This window comes from Curtobacterium sp. MCPF17_002 (assembly GCF_003234115.2).
Classification (GTDB): domain Bacteria; phylum Actinomycetota; class Actinomycetes; order Actinomycetales; family Microbacteriaceae; genus Curtobacterium.
Window position 1 is genome coordinate 1,401,923 of the sequence record NZ_CP126251.1, and the last position, 21,443, is coordinate 1,423,365.

General features: G+C 66.8%; 15 protein-coding genes. 3 read left to right on the plus strand and 12 right to left on the minus strand.

From position 1 onward, the window contains the following. Positions 1 to 32 precede the first annotated feature (32 nt). Together DEJ28_RS06645 and DEJ28_RS06650 are read right to left on the minus strand one after the other, a co-directional pair. Complete coding sequence (locus DEJ28_RS06645) at positions 33 to 2,132, minus strand: nuclease-related domain-containing DEAD/DEAH box helicase (RefSeq protein ID WP_220034672.1); 2,100 nt, start codon at positions 2,130 to 2,132, stop codon at positions 33 to 35. Between the two features lie 117 nt (positions 2,133 to 2,249). Then, the gene (locus DEJ28_RS06650; RefSeq protein ID WP_111117135.1) at positions 2,250 to 3,506 is read right to left on the minus strand and encodes a hypothetical protein; all 1,257 of its coding nucleotides are present in this window, start codon (positions 3,504 to 3,506) and stop codon (positions 2,250 to 2,252) included. A gap of 310 nt (positions 3,507 to 3,816) precedes the next feature. Between DEJ28_RS06650 and DEJ28_RS06655 the strand changes: the two genes are divergently transcribed. Together DEJ28_RS06655 and DEJ28_RS06660 are read left to right on the plus strand one after the other, a co-directional pair. After that, positions 3,817 to 5,952: an AAA family ATPase gene (locus tag DEJ28_RS06655; protein ID WP_111117136.1), complete on the plus strand. Its 2,136-nt coding sequence runs from the start codon at positions 3,817 to 3,819 to the stop codon at positions 5,950 to 5,952. A 142-nt stretch (positions 5,953 to 6,094) separates the two neighbouring features. After that, positions 6,095 to 7,141 carry an McrC family protein gene (locus DEJ28_RS06660; RefSeq protein ID WP_146248921.1) on the plus strand — a complete coding sequence of 349 codons (1,047 nt, stop codon included), beginning with the start codon at positions 6,095 to 6,097 and terminating at the stop codon, positions 7,139 to 7,141. Between the two features lie 24 nt (positions 7,142 to 7,165). Here DEJ28_RS06660 and DEJ28_RS06665 read toward each other — a convergent pair whose 3' ends face one another. Then, positions 7,166 to 11,956, minus strand: a complete 4,791-nt coding sequence (locus DEJ28_RS06665; RefSeq protein ID WP_111117138.1) for a DEAD/DEAH box helicase — start codon at positions 11,954 to 11,956, stop codon at positions 7,166 to 7,168. A 58-nt stretch (positions 11,957 to 12,014) separates the two neighbouring features. Beyond that, positions 12,015 to 13,049, minus strand: coding sequence for a 5'-nucleotidase (locus DEJ28_RS06670; RefSeq protein WP_258368249.1), 1,035 nt, complete (start codon positions 13,047 to 13,049; stop codon positions 12,015 to 12,017). A 509-nt stretch (positions 13,050 to 13,558) separates the two neighbouring features. Here DEJ28_RS06670 and DEJ28_RS06675 point away from each other — a divergent pair. After that, the gene (locus DEJ28_RS06675) at positions 13,559 to 14,497 is read left to right on the plus strand and encodes an SRA domain-containing endonuclease (RefSeq protein ID WP_111117140.1); all 939 of its coding nucleotides are present in this window, start codon (positions 13,559 to 13,561) and stop codon (positions 14,495 to 14,497) included. Here the strand turns inward: DEJ28_RS06675 and vsr are convergent. The 8 genes from vsr to DEJ28_RS06715 form a co-directional block, all read right to left on the minus strand. Beyond that, positions 14,487 to 15,341, minus strand: a complete 855-nt coding sequence (gene vsr / locus DEJ28_RS06680; RefSeq protein WP_258368251.1) for a DNA mismatch endonuclease Vsr — start codon at positions 15,339 to 15,341, stop codon at positions 14,487 to 14,489. The genes DEJ28_RS06675 and vsr overlap by 11 nt on opposite strands. Before the next feature lie 94 nt (positions 15,342 to 15,435). After that, entirely contained in the window at positions 15,436 to 16,932 is a 1,497-nt protein-coding gene (locus DEJ28_RS06685; protein WP_111117141.1) for a PTS transporter subunit EIIC, read from the minus strand. A 24-nt stretch (positions 16,933 to 16,956) separates the two neighbouring features. Beyond that, entirely contained in the window at positions 16,957 to 17,922 is a 966-nt protein-coding gene (gene murQ / locus DEJ28_RS06690; RefSeq protein ID WP_111117142.1) for an N-acetylmuramic acid 6-phosphate etherase, read from the minus strand. A gap of 10 nt (positions 17,923 to 17,932) precedes the next feature. Then, positions 17,933 to 18,820 carry a MurR/RpiR family transcriptional regulator gene (locus DEJ28_RS06695; RefSeq protein ID WP_181433842.1) on the minus strand — a complete coding sequence of 296 codons (888 nt, stop codon included), beginning with the start codon at positions 18,818 to 18,820 and terminating at the stop codon, positions 17,933 to 17,935. 185 nt (positions 18,821 to 19,005) lie between these two features. Beyond that, entirely contained in the window at positions 19,006 to 19,482 is a 477-nt protein-coding gene (locus DEJ28_RS06700) for a DUF4395 domain-containing protein (RefSeq protein WP_111117144.1), read from the minus strand. Continuing rightward, a complete protein-coding gene (locus tag DEJ28_RS06705) occupies positions 19,479 to 19,940 on the minus strand; it encodes a thioredoxin family protein (protein WP_111117145.1) in 462 nt (153 codons plus the stop codon). The genes DEJ28_RS06700 and DEJ28_RS06705 overlap by 4 nt, the downstream gene beginning before the upstream one ends. Positions 19,941 to 20,187: 247 nt before the next feature. Then, entirely contained in the window at positions 20,188 to 20,799 is a 612-nt protein-coding gene (locus DEJ28_RS06710; RefSeq protein ID WP_111117146.1) for a TMEM175 family protein, read from the minus strand. A 60-nt stretch (positions 20,800 to 20,859) separates the two neighbouring features. Continuing rightward, positions 20,860 to 21,435 (minus strand): hypothetical protein, encoded by a 576-nt coding sequence (locus DEJ28_RS06715; RefSeq protein WP_111117147.1) that lies wholly within the window; start codon positions 21,433 to 21,435, stop codon positions 20,860 to 20,862. Positions 21,436 to 21,443 lie beyond the last annotated feature (8 nt).

The window sequence follows — 21,443 nt, forward strand, 5'->3', positions numbered from 1 at the left end:
CGATCCGATTGCGTGCAGCCTTGTCGGTCATCTCAGTCCCTCCGGCGGTTCGTACCGAGCGCGCCGACCCAGAGCCCGTCGCGCGCGCGGGTCATGCCGACGTAGAGCTCCCGTCGGTCGAGTTCGCGGCGCTCGCGGTCCGCGACGGACTCGGTGTCGGGGGTGTCGGCGAGGAGCTTCGCCGGCACGTGCGGCAGCAGCACCTGCTTGAACTCGAGGCCCTTCGCCCGCTTGATCGTGCCGACGCGGATCTGGTCGGAGCTCTTGCCCGCGTAGTTCTTCAGCGACACGGAAGGCACGCCGGCATCATCGAGCACGGCCATCACCTTGTCGGCCTGCGGGTTCGTCGCCGTGAGGATGCCGACGTCGCCACGTCCGGTGCCGACCAAGCGGAGAACTGCCTCGACGCGTGCCAGCAGCGCGGCGTCGTGGTCGGCCCGGTTCGTGAAGTGGTGGATGCCCGGCTGCGGGCCGGAGCGCGAGACGGCGGAGACCGCGTCGCCGGCGCCGTCGACACCTTCGATGTCCACGAACTGGTCATCGGCGACGATCGCCTTGGCGAACTCGAGGATCTCCGCCGTGTTCCGGTGGTTCACGTCGAGGACGACGCCCCGGCCGGCGAGGCTGATGCCCACCTCACCGAGCGTGTACCCGCCCGGGTAGATCGTCTGCTGGCCGTCACCGATGAGTGTGAGTCCGTCGGGACGGTCCCCGACGAGGGCATGGAGGAGCGAGACCATCGCGCACGACAGGTCCTGGGCTTCGTCGACGATGACAGCGTCGTAGTGGTCGACCGGGACCTCCCGGACGGCGTCCCGGGCGAGCAGCACCACGTCCTCGAAGTCGCAGACGCGACGGTCGCGAAGGTTCGTCGAGTACCCCTCGTACAGGTCCCACACCGCTTGCCGGACCTCGACCGGCAGCGCGTGCTTCCGACCGACCCGCGCCAGGTCCGCGTACTCGTCGAAGTGCGTCAGCCCACGTCCCTTGATGACGTGAGCGATCTCCTCCTCCCAGTAGCGCCGCGTGAAACGCGGGGCCTTCAACGGACTGGAGGCGCTGGTCACGTTCCATGCGTCGGAGAACGCGAGTCGCGCCTCCAGGCTGTCGATCCGGAACGCGACGCCGCGCTCCTTCAGGAGGCGACTCGCGAACGCGTGCACGTTGACGAAGTCAACGCGGTCCACCATGTCTGGTGCGAGACGCTCCAACAGCGACTTCAGCACTGCGGGGAGCGTCCGGATGTAGGTGGTGAAGAGGACGCGACCGCCGGTCGCTCTCGCGAGGTAGGCGGCGCGGTGCAGGCCGACCACGGTCTTGCCCGTGCCGGCGGCGCCTCGGATGCGGGCTGGGCCGTTGAAACTCCGGCGCACGAGCTTCGCCTGCGCGGGGTCGAGGAAGGCCATCCAGTCCTCGATGGGCGCTTCGAGCACGCCGTCGAGGAGCTGGTCCGTCAGCTCCTCGTCCATGGTGGTGATCGTCGGAGCCGGCTCACGGGGGAGTACCGCCGCTGGGACGACGACCTGCGGCGCTCCCGCTGCGTCGTCGCCGATCACTGGGAAATGGGTCAGCATCGCGGCGAGGACCTCGTCGACGCGCGACGCCGTCAGGCGCGCGCCGCGCGTGGTGATGTGCCCGATGAGGTCGTGGGTGCCGATCACGTCAACGGAGGCGACGCGCGCGTGCATCCGCTTCTGCCCGGCCAGCGCTGCAACGGCGTGGACCTCACCGGGAGCGAGTCCGACGTCCGCGAGTGCTGCCTCGGTGCTGTATGCCAGGTCGGCGAGGCGGGCGATGTCGTCGGTGACGTCCTCCTGGCCGCGCATGATGCGGTCGTCGTGGACTGCGACCTCGCGCCACGCCTTCGTGTCGACGATGAAGACCCCCGCGCGGCCGACGACGACCATGTCGACCTGAGCCGTGCGGCTCCCTGGCCAACGACGGTCGGCGAGGAGGTGGTAGCCGATGCCGGCGAGTGGGGCGAGGATCCGCGCGGTGTCACTCTCGGTGCGGTGGGCGATCTCGAAGCGTGCCGCTCGCTGCTCGGCGTCGTGCGCCTGGCGTCGGAGTTCGTGTGCGCGACTGCGCTGGCGGCGCGCCTCGACGCCTGCGGATTCCCCGGCCATCGTCATCGTGTTGCCCCTCGGGGGAGTCCTGGTCCTGGTTGCCGCTCGTTGTCCCCGCGACGAGCGGTGTTGAACCATCTTCGCGGTCGATCGGGGGCCGCGGGAGTACCCGTTGTGGGGTGCTCAGTCTTCGGCAACGTCTCCACGGTTTCGACGCATGCGAGTCTGCAGCCCCGCCAGCCGGCTCGACAAAGCGCCCGCCGCGGTCGCAGCCTGACCGATAGCGTCACCGCTCAGGCGCTTTGCAACCTCCACGCCGTCCGCGCCAACGTCGAGTGCCCGGCCCTTTGCGTCGGTTGCGACGTCGTCAACGGCATCCCGCCACTTCTTGGACGCGAGTTCCGACCGCTCGTGTTCAATGCCGAGGTGGTCATGGAATTCGACCAGACCGGCCGCGACTCGGTTGGTGGACTCGACGACTCGCCGGGAATCGAGTGGGCTGAACAGCACCTTCATATCGCCGACACCCGCTGCCGCATCCATCCGCTCGATGAGGCGCTTCGTCGTCGCCGCGATCGCAGCCCGTCGTTGCTTGCGTGCAACCTGGAGCCCGGCACGATGGCGGTCCAGTTCGTCGGGCGTCGTACGGAGGAGCCGATCGAGCTCGAGCACCGCGAGACCGTCCTGCAGTTGGAAGCAGCGCGCGAGGACCGCCAACCACTCGCTGGCGGTCGTCTCGGCCCCCGAAGTCAGGTCGGCGAGGTCTCCGACCTTCGTGGTCTTCTCGAGCTTCGACGCCAGCGCGTCCAGCGCACGGAGGGCGTACGACTGCACGGTCAGAAGGGTCTGGCTCGCGCCTTGGACCTTCGACCAGGTGACGTCGTTGACACCGCCCACGTGCTCTCGGATCGTGAGCGCTTCGCTCAGGAGCAGGTCGACGCCGATCATCTCGGCGAATACCTGGTCCTTCTGAGCGCGGAGGACGTCGTCGAGTTTTGCGTCGATCTTGGCCAGGTAGTCAGTGATTTCGTCCATCGCCTGCTGCATCGCGAGCTGGGCCATCACGCCCGCAGCGCCCGTGAGGATGGCAGGGTTCGTGAGCACGGAGCCGGGTGTCTTCACGAACTGCAGGATGCCCTTGATCTTCCCGCCGTCCGTCACCATCGCGCGACTCACGGTCGGGTTCGACCCCTTCATCGCCGGGAAGTCTTTCAGGGCCTTCGCCGACTCCCGCGTGAGCTTCACCCATCGCCCTGAAGCGGCCAGTCCAGCGCCCGCCTGAGCAGCCATCGACCCGGTGCTGGCGGCCTGGCTCAGCCCGGGCACCGCGAGTTCTCGGGACGTGAGACCGGTCGATGACAGAAAGCGCTCGACTGCGTTCGGGTCGCCGATAATCGCGACGCCGTCTTCGTCGCGGATAATCTCGATCTCGTCAGTCATGGCGCTCCTCGTCGTTCCTCACTGCAGGGCGCGACGAACCGGCTCGCCCCTGGCCACGTCGAAGGCTACGTCCCGCTGTGCGCACGCACAGCAGCCCAGAACGAGGGGTGCGGCATCGCGCACGGCTGTTGCGGACCACATCACGAGCTGACCCGGATCAGCCTGCAGCTGCCGTGTCGATCCGCTCAGCCGTCGGCCCGCGCATGCAGCGTGCACGTGAATCGCAGTCGGGGGACCATCCGAACGGCTGTCACCGTAGGATCTGGAAGCTGAGGGCCCCTCCCGAAAGCCCAAAGATCAGGAGCAGCTCGTGTCAGATCAACAACGACAAGACGAGCGGCTTCTGGCTGGCCTTCGTTTTCTCGCAGCGCGGTCAGAGCCGGCGCCCCGCAAGGAAGTCTGGGATGCCGCGCTGTCCCAGGTCCCAATGAGCGCAACGGAGTCGACCTTCGTGCCGTCCCGGCCAGAACCCCGTGGCCGGAACGCGTTCTGGTTCGGCACGTCAACACTCGGCCGAGCAGGGCTTCTGCAGAAATCAGGCGACGGGCTTTGGTCGATCACGGATGTGGGACGACGAGTCCTCGCCGATGACCCCGATCCGACGGAGTTCCGGAAGGAGGCCACGCGGGCGGCACGCGAGGTCACCAAAGCGCTGAGGGCCGACCGCACGGCTCGATTGAGCGTGGTGATCCTCCCGCCCGACGCCGGCGCAGAGCGGATCAGGGATGCCTCCCTGCGTTTCCGGGAGCGTGGTCTGCGGCAGCTGTCCTCGGTGTTCGCCGAGCACCGGTCGGTCTGGAGGCCGGACGTCTCGGCAGAGCTCGTCCGATGTTTCGCCGAGCAGGAAGAGGTCGCGGGAGACAGCTTCCTCGACAAGCTCCGCGAGCAGTTCGCGGACGCGAGTGACGATGCGCGTCTCCTGATGGCCGAACTCGTCGCGTGGCAGCTCCTTCCGCTGCAGAGCCCGGGCGAGCGGAAGAAGCGCGAACGAGTGCAGGCGCTGCTCGACCTCATGCGCGAACCAGTCCTCATCCCGGCCGAGGTCGACCAAGCCTTCCGGTCTTGGTCCTTCAATCCGGGTCAGGGCATGGCACAGGGGATCCACAACGCGCTCTCCATCGTGATCCGGCTCGTCGACCGATGGGTCGGGCTCGCTGACGACGAGCGCGACTCACTGCTCGAAGACCCGTGGGCCTGGAGGGACTTCGTCGCCGCAGTGCCCGGAACAGCGTTCCCGACCCAGCGCAACGAACTGATGTACCTCGTCCACCCCGAGTCGTTCGGTGAGGTGATCTCCGCCGTCGACCGCGAGCGCATCCGAACAGTATTCCGTGGCGAGGTCGCGGGCGGCACCGAGGCGATCGAGGTCGTCGATGACCCTGATCGTGAGTTCCTCGACATCACGCTCGCACTGCAGACGAAAGAGAACGGTCCTGCCGTCTACTACCGCGAACCGCTCCGATCCCGATGGGCGACCGCACCAGCAACACGGGTTGAATCAGCCGATGAGCAGCTGTCACCGATCACCGATCGGCCCTCTACCGGAGACCGGACCAGCTTTCCGGCGGTCACGAGCAGCCTCGCATCGGGCTTGCACATGCCCGAACGCTGGCTCCAGGACACCGTCGACCTCATCGAGCGCCGCAAGCAGGTGATCCTCTACGGCCCTCCGGGCACCGGGAAGACCTTCCTCGCCCAGGCGCTCTCGAAGCACGTGACGGACGGCACAGACGGCGAGACCACCATCGTCCAGTTCCACCCGACGTACTCGTACGAGGACTTCTTCGAGGGCTTCCGCCCCGTTGCCAACGACGACAGCGGCAACCTGGCCTTCACGCTCCGAAAGGGACCGCTCCGCCGCCTCGCTGACGCCGCAGCCGCCAACCCCGAGGCGAACTACTTCCTGGTCATCGACGAGATCAACCGCGGCAACATCGCGAAAGTGTTCGGCGAGCTGTACTTCCTGCTCGAGTACCGCGACAGCGAGATCTCCCTCCTCTACAGCGACGAGCCCTTCACCCTGCCGAGCAACATCTTCGTCATCGGCACGATGAACACCGCCGACCGATCGATCGCGATGCTGGACGCCGCGATGCGGCGACGCTTCGCGTTCATCGAGCTGCACCCGGAACGCGAGCCCGTGCAGAACGTGTTGTCGCGTTGGGCGGCGACCAAGGGCCTCCGGGACGACCGTGCCGACCTGCTGACGCGACTCAACGCGCAAATCCAGGACCACGATGCCAAGGTCGGGCCGTCGTTCCTGATGCGCGACCTCGCCGGGACCGGTCTGCAGGACGTGTGGCGGTACGAGATCCTGCCGCTCCTGGCGGAGCACCACTACGGCGAAGGCGTCGACCTGGAGGCCCGGTACGGCCTGGCAATGCTGCGTCGCCGGACGACGCCCACGCCGGCGGACGGGGCCGAGGGTGCTTCCGACGACGATTGAGCTGCGGGAGGCGGACCAGCCGGTGGTGCACCGGCTGCCGCGGGCGGTCGCCGTCGGGCTCGCGTCGGCGAACATCGCGACGGTCGCGCCGACGCTCGGCGACGATGAATACCGCGTGAGCGGTGTCCGGAAGGTCGGGGTCGTGCGGATCGCCGGGTACACGGTGTGGCTCAAGCCGAAGGCGCCGGTGCGGCGGCTGTTCGCGATGCTCGGGTACGCCCGTGCCGGGAGTGCGATCTGGACAGAAGACGACTTCGGGTTCGAGGAGGACGATGACCTCGTGCCGGCGTTGGCGCACGCGTTCGTGCGGCAGGCCGCGCGGGCGTTGGCCGGAGGACCGCTTCGTGGATACGTCACGCGCGAGGACGCGCTGCCGCTCGTGCGCGGTCGGTGGCGGATCGGTGACCAGCTGACGCGGCGGGGCGGGCAGCCGCTACCGGTCGAGGTGTCGTTCGACGACTACGTGGAAGACATCGCAGAGAACCAGGTGCTGCTGACTGCTGTAACGCGGTTGTTGCGGCTGCCGGGCGTGCCGGTGGATGTGCTCAGTGCGCTGCGGCGGCTAGCGCGAGTACTCGATGGGGTGTCGGTGATCCCGGTCGGGGCTCCGGTGCCCGTGGTCCAGCCGGATCGGCGCAACGGGCGGTACTCGTCCGCGCTGGCCTTGGCGTCGCTCGTCCTGTCGGGGTCGTCGGTCGAGCAACGGGCCGGGTCGGTCGTCGCATCGGGCTTCCTCGTCGATATGTGGTCCGTGTTCGAGGACTTCGTGTCGGCTGCCCTGCGCGAGGAGTTCAAGCCGTACGGGGGAGTGCTCGTGTCTCAGTACGCGTCGACGCTCGACGTTGAGGGGACCGTGAAGATCGCGCCGGACCTGGTGTGGGTCGTCGACGGGGAGGTACGGGCCTGCATCGACGTGAAGTACAAGGTCGAGAAGCACGGGCAGTACCCGAACGCTGATCTGTACCAGATGGCGGCGTACTGCCGGCGGTTCGGGTTGGGGGAGGGATGGCTCGTGTACGCGGGCACTGGGGATCGGGGAGCATCAATGGAGCTGGCCGAGGGTCTGAAGCTCACTCGCAGTCCAGTGGACCTCGGTGAGTTCGACGCGGACCCGCGACGAGCGTTGTCCGAACTCACTGCCCTTGCCATTGGCGGGCGCTGTTACGAGAAGACCCGGCCAACGTCCTGAGGCTGCCGACCGGGTCCCACGCGATTAGGAAGTCGGTTTCTTGCGGTACTTCAGAGCGGGGAGGCCTGCCACGATGCGCACCGTCTCGACGCTGACTGTCACGATGCGTTGGATGAGCTCGACGATGTAGGCCGAGTTGCCGTGTTCGGCGCCCCAGTCGTTGGGGTCGTTGATGATGCCGGATGCCTTGTCGGTCTTGACCTGGTACCGCTCGAGAATCCAGTCGAGGGCTGATCGGGAGCCGAGCTTGTACTCGTGCGCCTCGGGCGGGATATCGCTGATGGTGAGCCCGGACGCAACGTGAATGACGGTGCGGTCCCAGCTGCCCGCTTTGCCACCGTACCGCATCTTCGTCACATGCAGCTCGGCAGGAACCGGGCTACTAAGAGTCACCGGGTAAAGGCTTACGTTTTCGTACCCGATGTGCAGATCCGACAGTGCCCGACCGGCGGCAGCGAACGCCCGAAAGTCGGTCGGGTCGGTCAGCTCGGGGATGCGAGGCAGCATCTTCTTGAGGTCCGCGGCGAACTGGTGCCGGTAGTCCTGGGAGTGCAGGACTCCGTAGACCGCGAAGAACACGTCGTCCGCACTGACGTCCTGCCCATACAGTTCCCGGTAGCGGGCGAGGGCGGTATCGGTGATGTTGTCGCGACGCTCTGGTCCGTCGAACATCGCGAACGTGCCTTCCTCCGCATCGAGGTCGTACACGTATCGCGGGAAGAACTGACCGGTATCCAGCGTATGGAGGTCAGGTACAACGTCGGTAGCGAGCACTGCGAAGGTGGGGAAGTGCGTAGACGGTGATGTTAAGTAAAAGCCCAGGTTGCGTTCGTTTTGCGGGAAAATGCGGTCGAGTTGATAGACCATGTCGTTAAGTTGCCGGTCAAAATAGACCATCTGCTTGTTGAAAGGTCGGTACAGCGATTGAACGATCTTAGAGTCGTCGAACTCGTATTTGACGCCGCGAGTGAGGCGCACCTTGTCCGCACGATTCCAACTCATCTTGGTGGCGTCGAAGTTGATCTTCTGGTCTACGTCCTTCGAGGCCACCGCCGTAGAGGCTAAACGTTCGACTTCCTTATTGTAAAAGTCGATCATCTGGCTCATGTTAGACCGCAGCGCTTCTTCGGAAGTCTTATATGCCCAAGCGTCACGAGCCGTCGCCAGGCCCCGCGAGTATAAAGCGAAGATGCCTGCTTGGTTGTCGGTCTTGTCGCCGATAGGCGTGAACGTTTCGAAGACGTCGTTTCGTTGATTGATCCAGTCCCCGTGGTCGTTCGCTACGATCTGCTGCCACGGGACGCCGTCCGAGTCGTGGTACTGCTCTAGGAGGCCGAGCTTGTCCTCGCGGGTGAGGTAATCGCCGATGTCCCGGTAGTGAATCGCGCCGGAAGACGCCCGACTCGGGTTTTTCACGAGCAGCGAGATCGCGACGGAGGCGCGACTGCCCGAGCCGAACACTTTTCCGCCTTCTCGTCTAGATTCCTCACCCGCAGTGCGCTGATTACCGCGGAGGTTGAGAATGTAAAGCTCGGTGAACTCTTCTTGCAAGGTGAGACGCAGCCCGGCGGCGGAGTTGCTGTCGAGGAAGCCACCGTTGGTCACGTAAGCGACGATGCCATGGTCTTTGATCCGGTCCGAGGCCCAGCGGATGGCGCGGATGTAGGAGTCATACAGACTGTTCTTGTTCTGCCCCGTCGAGAGAGCAGCGTAGGTGGCAGCGATGCGCTTGTCGAGGTACGGGTACTTCAGGTTCTGGTTGTTGTCGTTGGCTGAGTCCTGCCCAGATGAGTAGGGCGGGTTGCCGACGATGATTCGGATGTCGAGGGCGTTCTGCTGCTTCACGCGTTCGTTGTTGTCGCCAAACACGCCTTGGTCGTCGTAGGTGTCGTCGTCCTCGGCGGTCTGGAACGTGTCGGTGAGGACCACTCCGGGGAACGGCACGTATTCACCGCCCTGGAGGCCGTTGTAGGTGGCCTCGATATTCACCGCGGCGACGTAGTACGCGAGCAGCACAATCTCGTTCGCGTGGAGCTCGTGACGGTATTTGTGCGCGAGGTCACCAGGGGTGATGAGGCCGGACTGCAGGAGGCGAACGATGAAGGTGCCGGTACCGGTGAACGGGTCGAGGACGTGGACGCCGTGGTCGGTGAGCCCCGCACCGAAGTGGTCGCGGGAGAGCCGGTCGGCGCTTCTGAGGATGAAGTCGACGATCTCGTTGGGTGTGTACACGATGCCGAGCCGTTCGGAGGTGCCCCGGAAGGCGCCGGTGAAGAACTTCTCGTACAGCCGCTTGATGATCGTCTGCCGGCCGGCAGCGTCGGTGATGCCGGCCACGGTGCGTTGTACGCCGGCGTAGAAGTCGGCGAGGTCGCTGGTTTCGGTGGTGAGGTTCTGCTCTTCAAGGGCGTCGACCATGCGTTGCATGACCTGCGAGACCGGGTTGTGGTCACTGAAAGCGTGGCCGGCGAAGAGGGCATCGAAGACGGGTTGTGTGATGAGGTGCTGGGAGAGCATCTCGATTGCCTGCGGCTCGGTGACCCCGGGGTTGAGATTGTCCTGGAGGCCCTTCACGAAACGGGTGAACTCGGCGCGGAGCACGGCGTTCGAGCCGTCGACAAGGCTGGTGATGCGGGCGATCTGTCGGGCGGCGATCTCTGCAACGTCCTGAGCCCAGTTCTCCCAGTAGTCGCGTTCGCCGACCTTGTCGACGATGCGCGCATAAATCGCGTTCTGCCAATCTGCACCGAGCACGCTCATGTCGAGCGGGACTTGCGACGTTTCGAGGGTCGTGGAGTCGGGAGCGGGTTCGGGCAGGTCGGCGTCGGAGAAGTTGGTCGCGATGACCGGGCCGGTGTCAATGCGACCGTTGAGGTCGATCTGCTCGATTTTCGCTTCGAACCGCTCGTCATGAGCACGCAGCGCGCGCAGAACGTCCCAGACGACCTTGAACTTGGTGTTGTCGTTCAGGGCCTGCTCGGGTGACTGCCCGGCGGGCACCGCGATGGGCAGGACGATGTACCCGTAGTCCTTTCCCGGAGCCTTCCGCATGACGCGACCGACCGACTGCACGACGTCGACCTGACTGTCTCGTGAGTTGAGGAAGATGACGGCGTCGAGTGCAGGAACGTCGACGCCCTCAGACAGGCAGCGCGCGTTGGTGAGGATCCGGCACACGTTCTGCTCGCTGGTGTCGGCCTTGAGCCAATCGAGGTGCTCGTTGCGCTCGAGGATGTTCATCCCTCCGTCGACGTGCCGGGCCTCGAGCCGGTAAGTCTGGGCGTCACCGTCGTCCGAGAGATCGATACGACGCCCAGCGATGCTGTCAGGGCGGGCTCCATCGACTCCGCCGTAGCCGTCAAGAAAGCCTCGCACGGTTTTCGAGTCCTTGATCGAGCGGGAGAACGCGACAGCTCGTCGCAACGGTTGATGTGCATTCGGGGTCGTGGTGTCGATGCCCTGCACGCCGCGCTTGGCGAGCCCGTTGTAGATGCCGACGATCCGGGCAGCGTCGGGGATGTTCAGCTCGCCGTCAGCTGCGAAGGTTTCTTGGAACGCACTGCCGATCGAGTCCTCGTCGATGGTGAGAACGAGTACCCGGTAGTCCGAGAGGAGGTCTCGCTCCACTGCTTCGCCGAACCCCAGGCGGTGGAAGACCGGGCCGAACACGCTCTCGTTGTCCATCGAGTAGATCACGGCCGCGTTCTCGTCGGCCTGGTTCTTCGCTGATTCAGCGTAGATCTTTGGCGTGGCAGTCATGTAGACGCGGGCAGTGGTCTTAATCGCATCATCCGAGTGCACGCGCAGGAATGCCGATTCGTCCACGCCCTGCCGGGAGAAACCAGCAGTGCGGTGCGCTTCGTCACAGATCACGAGGTCGAAGTTCGCCAGCCCTTCAGCCTGCGCCTTGGCGACGACATCGATCGACTGATACGTCGAGAAGAAGACGGTCAAGCCGTCGGGCTCATCGGCCTTAGCAACTTCCTTGAGGAGCTGTTGCGTGTTCGTGGTGGCTGGGTAGGCGAGATCAGCGACCGTGAAGTCTTCGCTGACTCGTCCGACCTTACTGTCCGAGCACACGGCGAAGGCCCGGAGCGGCATGGCTCGCTCCTGTGACCACTCCCGGAGTGTCTGGGACAGCAACGCGATCGAGGGGACCAGGAAGAGTACCTTTCCCCCGCGGCCGGCAACAGCTTCCGCGATACGAAGGCTGGTGAACGTCTTGCCCGTGCCGCACGCCATGATCAGCTTGCCGCGGTCGGTGCTTTCCAGGCCAGCCTCCACCGCGTTCAGCGCTTCTACCTGGTGCGGGCGCAGCGACTTCTGAACGGGGGCAGCAAGCGAGTCGGGGTGGTCGAAGGAGTACTCTGACCAATCGATCCCACTGTGCTCGAACTCCTCGATCGGGATCTGCGCGGTCGGCAACTGCTGATCGACGAGGGCCTCGAGCGCGTTCTTCCCGAGCGGAGCGGTGGCGACGATCAAACGCGATGAGAAGGCTGCCTTCCCCGATGCCGTGAAGAACGAGTCGAGGTCACTCTTCTGGATGGTGTTCTCCGGGTCGTGGAACTTGCACTGGATCGCGCACAACCCGCCACCATGACGCTCCCGTGCAACGAGATCGATCCCGGTGTCGGTCTTCCCGTTTCGGTCAGGCCAGTCTTGCCAGAGCCATACCTCGTCGAAGCGCGCCGTCCACTTCGGGTCGGTTGTCAGGTATGCACGAGTCAACCGTTCGAAGAGGCGGCCCTTGGTGCGCTTGTCCGGAGCGATAGTCGCGTAGACGTCGAGCAGATCGTGGATGGACATCGCCATGATGCGGTTCCCCTTGAGGTGCGGCTGGCACGGAGGCCAGGTCGGAGCGAGATCGAGACTAGCTGGCGAGATCGTCTGGCTGGTCCTGCGGCTCGCGGTTCACCGGCTCTTCCGTGTCAGCCGCCACGTTGGATGGCGTCCCCTTCGCCGCGTTGACGATCCCGAAGGGGACGTGAACACTCGGCACTTCGTTGGCTGCCCCGCGCAGGTGATCCACTTGGTCGTCGAAGAAGATGTGCGGACGGAGGACTCGCAGGATGCGGGCCTTCTCGACACCACCGAGGAAGAACGCATCGTTCACCCGGAGGCCCCAACCCTGCAGAGTCCGAACGACTCGTTCGTGTGCCGGCGCATTCCTCGCGGTCACGATCGCGACGTGCACGCGACGGTTGTAGGTCGGATCGGTCCCAACCAAATCCTCTTCGATGTCCTGGATGCGATTGATCCCGCGCAAGAACCGTGCCATCAACCCTTCCGGCATCGCTTCGTCGGTGTGAGAAGCCTCGTTCTCATGGAAGGCCGCGAGATCGGAGGCCTGCATGATGCGCTCGGAGGAGTCGTCCGTCAGGACACCGTCAAAGTCGAACGCGATGCGTAAGTCAGTGCCGGTTGGATCTTCTGCCGGTGTGCCGACAACGCGACCGGCAGGCAGGCCGCGGTCGATCGCAGCTCGGACGTCGTCGTCATTGGCGGAGAGGAACAACGACATGTTGAGCGCCTCCATGTATTCGTGCGACGACCGGCCCTGCATAAAGATCGCCCGCGAGATCGCGAGGTCGTGCGCTTCGAGAGACCGCATCACTCGTAGTCCCGACTCCGGGTCGTTCCGGGAGAGGATGATCACTTCGACCAACTGTCCACCGTCCGGGCGCAGGTCGTTGAGAGACAGCAAGCGGCGGATGAACGGGAATGCGACGCCCGGGAGAAGTGTGTCGTCGAGGTGCTCTTCCTGGTGCTTCCGGTACTCGTCCTCCCCGTACTCGCGGAAGATCTTGTCCGAATCGGACAGGTCGAACAGTGCGCTCGAGGCGACACCGACGACCAACATGTCGTCTAGAGCGAAAGGCATTTCTGTTCCTTGTTTGGTGCTCATGCTGAGTGAGTCGAAGTGTGTTGTGAGGGAGGAGAATCAGCGGCAGCACTAGATGTGCCGAAGTTGTCATCGTCAGTAAGCGTGCGTCGCCACCCAGAGCCCGTCGCGCGCCCGCGTCATACCCACGTACGACTGCCGCCGCTCGAGTTCCCGGCGCTCCCGCTCGGCTTCGCTCATCGACTCAGGGGTGTCGAGCGGTCTCGGCCTCGGTGCGCTCGGCGATCTCGTAGCATCCCGCCTGCTGTTCAGCTTCGTCCGCCTGCCGCGGGTGTTCGTCGGCGCGGCTGCGGAGTCGTCACGTTTCTGCCCCTGCAGAGGTTGCGGCGATGGTCATGGTGGTGCTCCCCGAGGAGTGTCCTGATCACACCGGCGTCCCCCTCGAATGCTCCGGTACTGCGACATCCTCTCTCGTGAGCAACCGTCAAGGGAGCTCCCCGTTCTGGGGGCTGCTCAGCGTTCGAGCAGCTCGTCGGTCGTCGCCTAGCGTTTCCATAACGAGGGGAATGGAAATGGTCTGGGACATCCCGATCGGCACAAGTATCGGACGGCGTGAGCTGCACAGCCGTCTCGGCGGTGGTAGCTGGCAGGACGGCATCACGCGTGTCGTGAAGACGAACGAGATGCTCGTGTTCACGAACGACGGCGGCGAGGAACACGGCTACCGCGTGCACGAGGGCCTCCGCGGTGATGGCGTCTTCCGCTACAGCGGGCAAGGACAGAACGGCGACCAGAAGCTGACCGGCAACAACAAGGCGCTGGCGGATTCCGAGGCAATCGGTCGCCCCATCCGCGTGTTCCGGGGTCAGGGCACCGTGACCTACGTCGGGAGCTTCGCGCTCGCTGATCCGCCCTACACCTGGGAGCGCTTCCCCGGGACCGGGTCGTCTCCTAAGCGGGACGGACTGGTGTTCAACCTCGTCGCCGTCGACGCGGACACGTCGCTCTTGCCCGCCCTCGTCGACGAGGCCGGCGACCCTTCCGGCCGCGCGTCAGCGATCGGTGCCTCTTCAGCCACGTCCGCCTGGCAATCGCTCGACTTCAGCGAGTACCAGGTGCGGCGGGTCGACGAAGGCGAGTCGATGCGATCCGTCTCCCGCCGCGAGTTCGAGCTGCAGACCCGGTTCGGCGAATGGCTTCGCGCTCGGGGTGATGATGTGCAGGTGCTGCGTCTCACTGAGGGCGGTGTGACGATCGTGCCCGACCTCTACGACCCGACGATCGGCCATGTCGTCGAGGCCAAGAAGTCGACCGCGCGGGCCTACGTCCGCACCGCGATCGGGCAGGCGCTCGACTACGCGGCGGTCGCGCGACGTAGTGGTCTTACGGTGACTCCGGCGGTCCTCCTGCCGTCCGAGCCCCAACCCTCGATGATGGAGCTGTGCACCTCGGTCGGGATCACCGTGTGGTGGCCGATCTCGAGCGGTGACTTCCAGGAGGTCAGGCCGTAGCCGCGGCGCTGGTCAGGATCTTCACTGTGGGCAGATCTGGCTTGGCCCAACCGAGCGAGCCGAGTTCGACGGGGAGCACCCAGCGCAACTCGTCGTGGTCAGTGCTCGACGTCGGTCCGTCCGCGGTCCAGGCGACTCGGTAGGTGGCGAGGTCGATGTCGACGTTGCCGACACTCGTGATGGAGCGGTCGATCGGTTCGCCAACGACGACGTTCAGACCGAGCTCTTCGTGGAGCTCGCGTCGCAGGGCTTCCGCAGCGGGCTCTCCTGGCTCGACCTTCCCTCCGGGGAACTCCCATTGGCCCGCCGCCTGTCGACCAGGTGCCCTTCGACATGCGAGTACGCGACCGTCGGGCTGAGTGAGTACGCCGGCGACGACCTCGATCATGCGTTCCATACTGCCTGAGAAGCTCAGCGCGGTACGAGCGATTGCACTCCACTGATCCAGGGCGTGCTCGACGCAGGCGGCTGCATCCTCGGGACGTTCGTGCTCCCAGAACCGCAGCACCCGCCAACCTTCCATCACCAAGATCGCCTGGTTCTGTGCGTCCCGCTGCCGGTTGGCGAGCAACTTCCGACGCCACAGCTCGGCGTTCGCCTTCGGTAAGTGGGCGTGCTCCTCGCAGTAGTGCCAGAAGCACCCGTCGACGAAGACCGCGATCCGTGCACGTGGAAACACGAGGTCGGGTCGAACGCGGCAGTGACTGCTCACGCGCCGATCGACGAAGAACCGTCGCCCTCGGCGGTGCAGTTCACGGCGCAGCGCGAGCTCGGGCGCGGTGTCCCGTCGACCGAAGCTGGCCATGTGCCGCCGACGAGCGTCGTCTGCTTCCCACTTGTCCAAGCTCGGATCCTTACCAAGTATTCGATGAGTTGAGGATCCGAGCGGTGATCTGTGGACGGATCGACGGTGGACTGCGATGTGGGAGAGCGGCTTATCAGCGCGAGGCGGCCATGTTCGCTTCGACCGACGTGACCGACACGTCCAGCGGCGCATCCGGAGCTACAGGGTCGCCGGACGGCACTGACGACTGCGCCTCGAGGTCAGCCCGCACAGACGCGGACACACCGAACAACAACGTCGCCACGAAACCCACGACGTACGCCACCACGAGCCCCGACCCGTACCCGAGCAGCGCCCACCCGTACCCGGACGAACCGTCGAGCAGCGGGATGAGCGACAGGTCCGAGGCCCCGATGGCGATCGCCCCGACTGAGTGCCCGAGCTGGTCGAACAGCCCGACGACACCGCCACCGAACGCGCCACCGATGCAGGCGGTGATGAACGGCCGACCGAGGGGGAGCGTCACACCGTAGATGAGGGGCTCGCCGACACCGAGGAGCCCGGCCGGCAGCGCGCCACGGATCGTCCGCGAGAGCGCCTCGTTGCGACGGAAGCGCATCCACAGGGCGATCGCGGCACCGATCTGCCCTGCACCACCCATCGCCAGCACGGGCAGCAGCACGGTCCAGCCGGTCTGGTCGATGAGCGTGGTGTGGATCGGCGTGAGCGCCTGGTGCATGCCGGTCATCACGAGCGGCAGGAAGAACCCGCCGAGGACGAACCCGGCGGAGGCGCCGCCGTTCGCGAGGAGCCAGGTGGCCGCGGTGCCGATCGCGACGGAGACGACTCCGGCGACGGACATCAGGATGCCGAGGGTGATTGACCCGGCCACGAGCACGGTGACGGTCGGCACGACGATGAGCGCGATGACGTCCGGCGTGTGCCGGCGCATGAAGCGCTCGACCAGGGCGGCGAGGATGCCGCCGGCCATCGCGCCGAGCACACCGCCCTGCCCGGGAGCGAGCGTCTGCCCGAACACGGTCACGTTGGCGACCCCGGCCGCGACGACGATCGCACCCACGGCACCGCCGAGGATCGGCGTGCCGCCGAACTCCTTCGCGGCGTTCATGCCGACGAAGACGGCGAGCAGGGACAGGAACCCGGACGACAGCACACCGAGGAACGGCGTCACGCCCGGCAGCCACCCGAGGTTCGTGAGGATGCCGTTGATCCCGGCGATGAGACCGCAGGCGATGAGCGCGGGGATGAGCGGGATGAAGATCGCGGAGATGCGGCGGATGGCGCGCATGGTGCGGCCGTCGGAGCGGGCCCGTGCAGTCGCCTTGATCTCTGCGCCGCGAGCCGCGAGCTCTTCAGGAGACGCACCCCCGGGAGCAGGCGCAGACCGCAACGAATCGAGTGAGTCGGCCACCCGGTCGACGAGCCCCGGCCCGAGCACGATCTGCAGGTTCGACCCGGCGGCGATCGCGGCGATCACCCCGTCGGTGGACTTCAGTTTGTCGAGCGAGACGGCGTCCGTCGATGCCACCTCGACCCGCAGCCGGGTCATGCAGTTCTCGACGTCCGAGATGTTCGAGGACCCACCGACGGCGTCGAGGATCTGCTGTGCGAGTTGCTGTGCATCGGGCATTGATGTGCTCCTCAGGAGGGGAATTCAGCGTTCGGGAGTGAGCACGGCTCGGAGGGAACCGTCGGCGTCGGAGAGTCGGGAGCGCGCGGCAGCGGCGGGCAGCCCGGTGAGGATCACCGCGATGGCGGTCTTCACCTCGCCGTCCGCAGCATCGAGGGCGGCGCGGACATCGGCGGAAGCGGCGCCGGTCACGTCCTGCACGAGCGAGAACGCCCGCGCGACGAGCTTCGCGTTCGTGGCACGCACGTCGACCATGCGGTTGCCGTACGTCTTGTGGCAGCGCACCATCGCGAGCGTGGTGAGCATGTTGAGCACGAGCTTCTGCGCGGTCCCCGCCTTCAGACGGGTCGATCCGGCGATGAACTCGGGACCGACGACGACGTCGATGGCGATGTCCGCCTCCCGCCCCGCGGCCGAGTCCGCGTTGCACGCGACGGAGACCGACAGGGCGGACCTGCGCCGTGCCTCCAGGATGGCTGCGATCACGTAGGGCGTCCTGCCGGACGCACTGATCCCGACGACCACGTCGTCGGACGTCAGGCGGAGCGCGTCGAGGTCGCGGACGGCCGCTTCCTCGTCGTCCTCCGCTCCCTCGACGGCGGTGGTGAGCGCCACCGGACCGCCGGCGATGAGGCCGACGACCTGCGACGGGTCGGTCCCGAAGGTGGGTGGGCACTCGCTGGCGTCGAGGACGCCCAGCCGGCCCGGCGTGCCTGCGCCGACGTAGACGAGTCGCCCGCCCTTCGCGAAGGCTGCGGCGATCGAGTCTGCCGCCAGTGCGATGGCCGGGAGGCACGGCTCAAGTGCCGCAGGCACGCTGCGGTCGCTGGCGTTCATCCGCTGGGCAGCTTCGAGGGTGGAGACGAGGTCGATGTCGTCCAGCGTCGAGTCGGTCGCCTCGGTCGTGAGGCCCTTGAGTTCGTCGCGGAGGTGGTCGTGGTGCAGGTCGTCGTCGCGCAGGTGGTCGTCGTGCAGCTGGTTGTGGTGCATGGTGCTCGATTCAGGAACGGTGGTGCGTGCGGACCGCGTGGCGGCTGCGTGCGAGGAGCGGGCGGGAACGTTCGTCGGTGCGCTGGGCGACGACGATGAACAGGGCGTCGACGATGGCGAGCTGGCTCATCCGGCTGCCCATCGCCGCGGGGCGCAGGTCGCTCTCGGCACCGGCGACCCCGAGCAGCACGTGGTCCGCGTGGTCGGTGAGGGGCGAGTTCGCATGGCCGGTGATCGCGACGACGGTGGCCTCGTGCATCTTCGCCTCGGTCGCGACCTCGAGCGCCTCGGTCGTCGTGCCCGAGTGGCTCGTGATCACGAGGACGTCGTCCGGGCCGAGGACGCTCGCGAGGGTCAGCGCGTTGTGCGGGTCGTCGGCGATCGAGCTCGCGATGCCGATCCGTTCGAGCTTGAGGTGCAGGTCACGGGCGACGATGCCGCTCGCGCCGACGCCGTAGAGGACCACGCGGCGGGCCTCGCTGATCGCCCCCGCTGCGGTGTCGAGCGCACGCGGGTCGAGGGTCGCGAGGGTGTCGCTCATCACGGCCCGGACGTCCTCGGTGACCTTCGCGATCACGGTCGCCACGTCGTCGTCGACGCTGACGCCGGCGTGGATCTCGGTCTCGCGCCGCTCGTGGATGCCGCGTTCGACGGCGCGCGTCATGCTGCGCTGGAGGTCCGCGAAGTTCGCGTAGCCGAGGTGCTGGGCGAAGCGGGAGACCGTGGCGGGGGAGACGCCGGCGCGGCCCGCGAGCTCCGCGGCGCTCGTGGTGGCTGCGGTGGCGGGGGCCTCGAGGACGGCGTTAGCGATGGCGCGCATGCTCGTCGGCATCGTCCGCGACTGGGTGCGGACGAGGGCGAACGCGTCGGCGCGGTCGGAGCGATCGGTGATCGTCATGCGCTCCATGAAAGCGCATTGCACGGATCGGCGCTAGGGCTGCAAGTTACTTTCGTGTTTCGTCGGGGTGGCGGTGGCGGCGCGCGCGCGGGCGCGGGCGTGCGCGCGGCGGGTGGGGCGGTGGAAGGCGACCGCCTGGCGGACGGAGGCGGCCTGCGGAGGCGAGTCGCGCCTCCAGGCCGGGGTCAGGCGGTCTGTCGCGGACGGAACACGCCTGCGCGCACCAGCCACACGTAGAGCAGGCAGCCGATGCAGACGTCGAAGACGGCGTTGAGGAACGCGGCGACCAGCGCGATCGCCGCACCGACGGGTGCGGCGTACGGGACGCCGACCAGCGCGAGGACGAGCGCGAGCGCCGTGATCACGAGACCGACCTGTTGGGCGAAGGTCGGGGGCTCGGGGGCCTCCAGTTCGGCGGGCGGAGCGAGCCGCGGGCGGACGAACCGGCGGAAGAGCACGCCGTACGGGTGGCGGCGGATGCCGGCGATGCCCCCGATCGCGAAGAGCACGACGATGATCGCCAGCAGGACGATGCCGACCGCCCACGTCGCGGGGATGAGCGTGAGGACGATCGTCACCGCGAGGAGCACGGCCGTGATGGCGGCGCCGAAGCGTGGGGAGCGCGGATCGATGCCGCGGGCGGGGTCGTTCGTGGTGGTCATCGGGACTCCTGGTGGCCTGCGGTGAGGAGGGTGTCGAGTGCTGCGGCGAGCTCCGGCGGGCGGGGAGGGCCTCCGAAGCGGGTGCGGACGGTCCGCTCGTCGTCGAGGAGCAGGACCGTGGGGGTCTGCATGACGTCGAAGCGGCGGGCGAGGTCGGGGCGATCGACCAGGTCGAACTCGAGGCGTGTGACGCCGTCGTGTGCGGCGGCGACGGCGTCGAGCTGGCGGCGGGTCGCCGGGCAGCGGGCGCACGTGGGCGTGGAGAACTGCACGAGGGTGGCGCGGGTGCCGAAGGCGGCTGTGGGGGCGAGGTCGGCGGTGGGCGTCGTCGTGGTTTCGCTCGTCGCACGTGTTGGCACCGACTTTGCCCGGCCGGTCGTCGCGCGGAGGAGGACGCCGAGGACCGTGGCGAGTGCGAGGACTCCCACGAGTGCGGCGACGGACGCGATCACGGTCATGCGGTGACGCTACGGCGTTCTCCGTCGTCGGAGGCCAACGTGACCGAACGTGACGGTGGGAGGTTGTGGCGGGTCGTGGCGGGTCGCGGCGGCTCGTGTCGGCTCGGGCGGCTCGGGCGGCTCGGGCGGCTCGTGTCGGGTCGCGGCGGCTCGTGGCGGTGCAGAACACAGGAGCGTTGCCTGCAATAGGCATACGTTTCAAGGGACCCGGATGCGCTCAGCAGCAACCGTCGTCGCCGTGCGCCGGTCAGGCGCGAGTGGTACGGCGGCGCATCAGCTGGCCGATCGGGCCCTGGAGCAGCAGGAGCAGGACCCAGTACAGGCCGACCGTCGGGACCAGCAGCGCCAAGACCAGCGCGAGGACCATCAGGCCGACGGCGACCAGGCCCCGGGATGCGTCGTGCAGCGGTGTCGACAGGAGCTCCGGCGAGCGGCGGAGCTCGGACTCGATCCCGGTCAGCGCCAAGCTCGTCACGACCATCGTGCCGATGTAGAGGCCGTGCGACACCCGGTCGTCGTCGCCGCCGGTGTTGAGCAGGTTCGCGGCGAAGGGCAGGAACACGATGCCGATGAGCCACACGAAGTTCAGCCGCATGATGAGCGAGTTGTAGGAACGGACGTGCTCGAAGAGCTGGTGGTGCAGCGTCCAGAAGCGTGCGATCACCCAGAAGGTGACGAGGAACTCCAGGAGGGCGGGCCAGTGCTCCCGGAGGAGGTGGCCGGCGGTCTCGCCCCCGGTGAGCTCACCCGCGATGTCGACCAGCGGGAGGATCAGGATCGTGATCGCGATGGCGACGGTCGCGTCCGAGAAGTTCACGAGGCGGTCGAGTCCGCGGTCGGTTCGTGCCTGCTCGGTCATGGGGCGAGTGTATGGCGGGGCGCGCGGCGTCGAGTGTCCAGAAGGATCCGGCGGTCGGTGTCAGACGGTTGTCCGCTGGCGCTCGATGGCTCGGACGTACCCCCGTGCACCCCGGATCTTGCGCGTCCAGACGACGGCGAAGATCACCGCGACGATGACGATCGTGCTGCAGAAGACCCGGCTGAACGTGAGGTCGAACCCGTCGTGGTCGAAGAGGTCCGCGAGCTGCGGACCCAGAAGACCGGCGTAGAGCAGCAAGAACTGCGCGAGCGCGAGCGGCTGGTACACGAGCGTGATGCGGGCGTAGTCGAACGCGCGCTGCGCCATCTCGGAGTCGGCGGGCGCGATCAACTGAACGCTGTCCACCGACCTGCGGAGGAAACGACTGTCCCTGGGACGAAGCGACTGCAGCGGGACTCGGAGGTGCGACGCCAGTCCCGTGGTCGTGACCACGAGCGAGAACGTGCCGCCGAGACCCGCGACGGCAAGCGCCCACCCGACGGCCTGAAGACCGCGGATCGAAGCCTCCGTGTGGGGGAGTCCCCAGCCGAGGACCGCGCCGGCGACGAGCCCACCGAGGACGATGACCACGGTGCGCCGTCGAGCGCGTCGTGCTCGCGCTTCGAGTTCCTCCATGCGCCTCA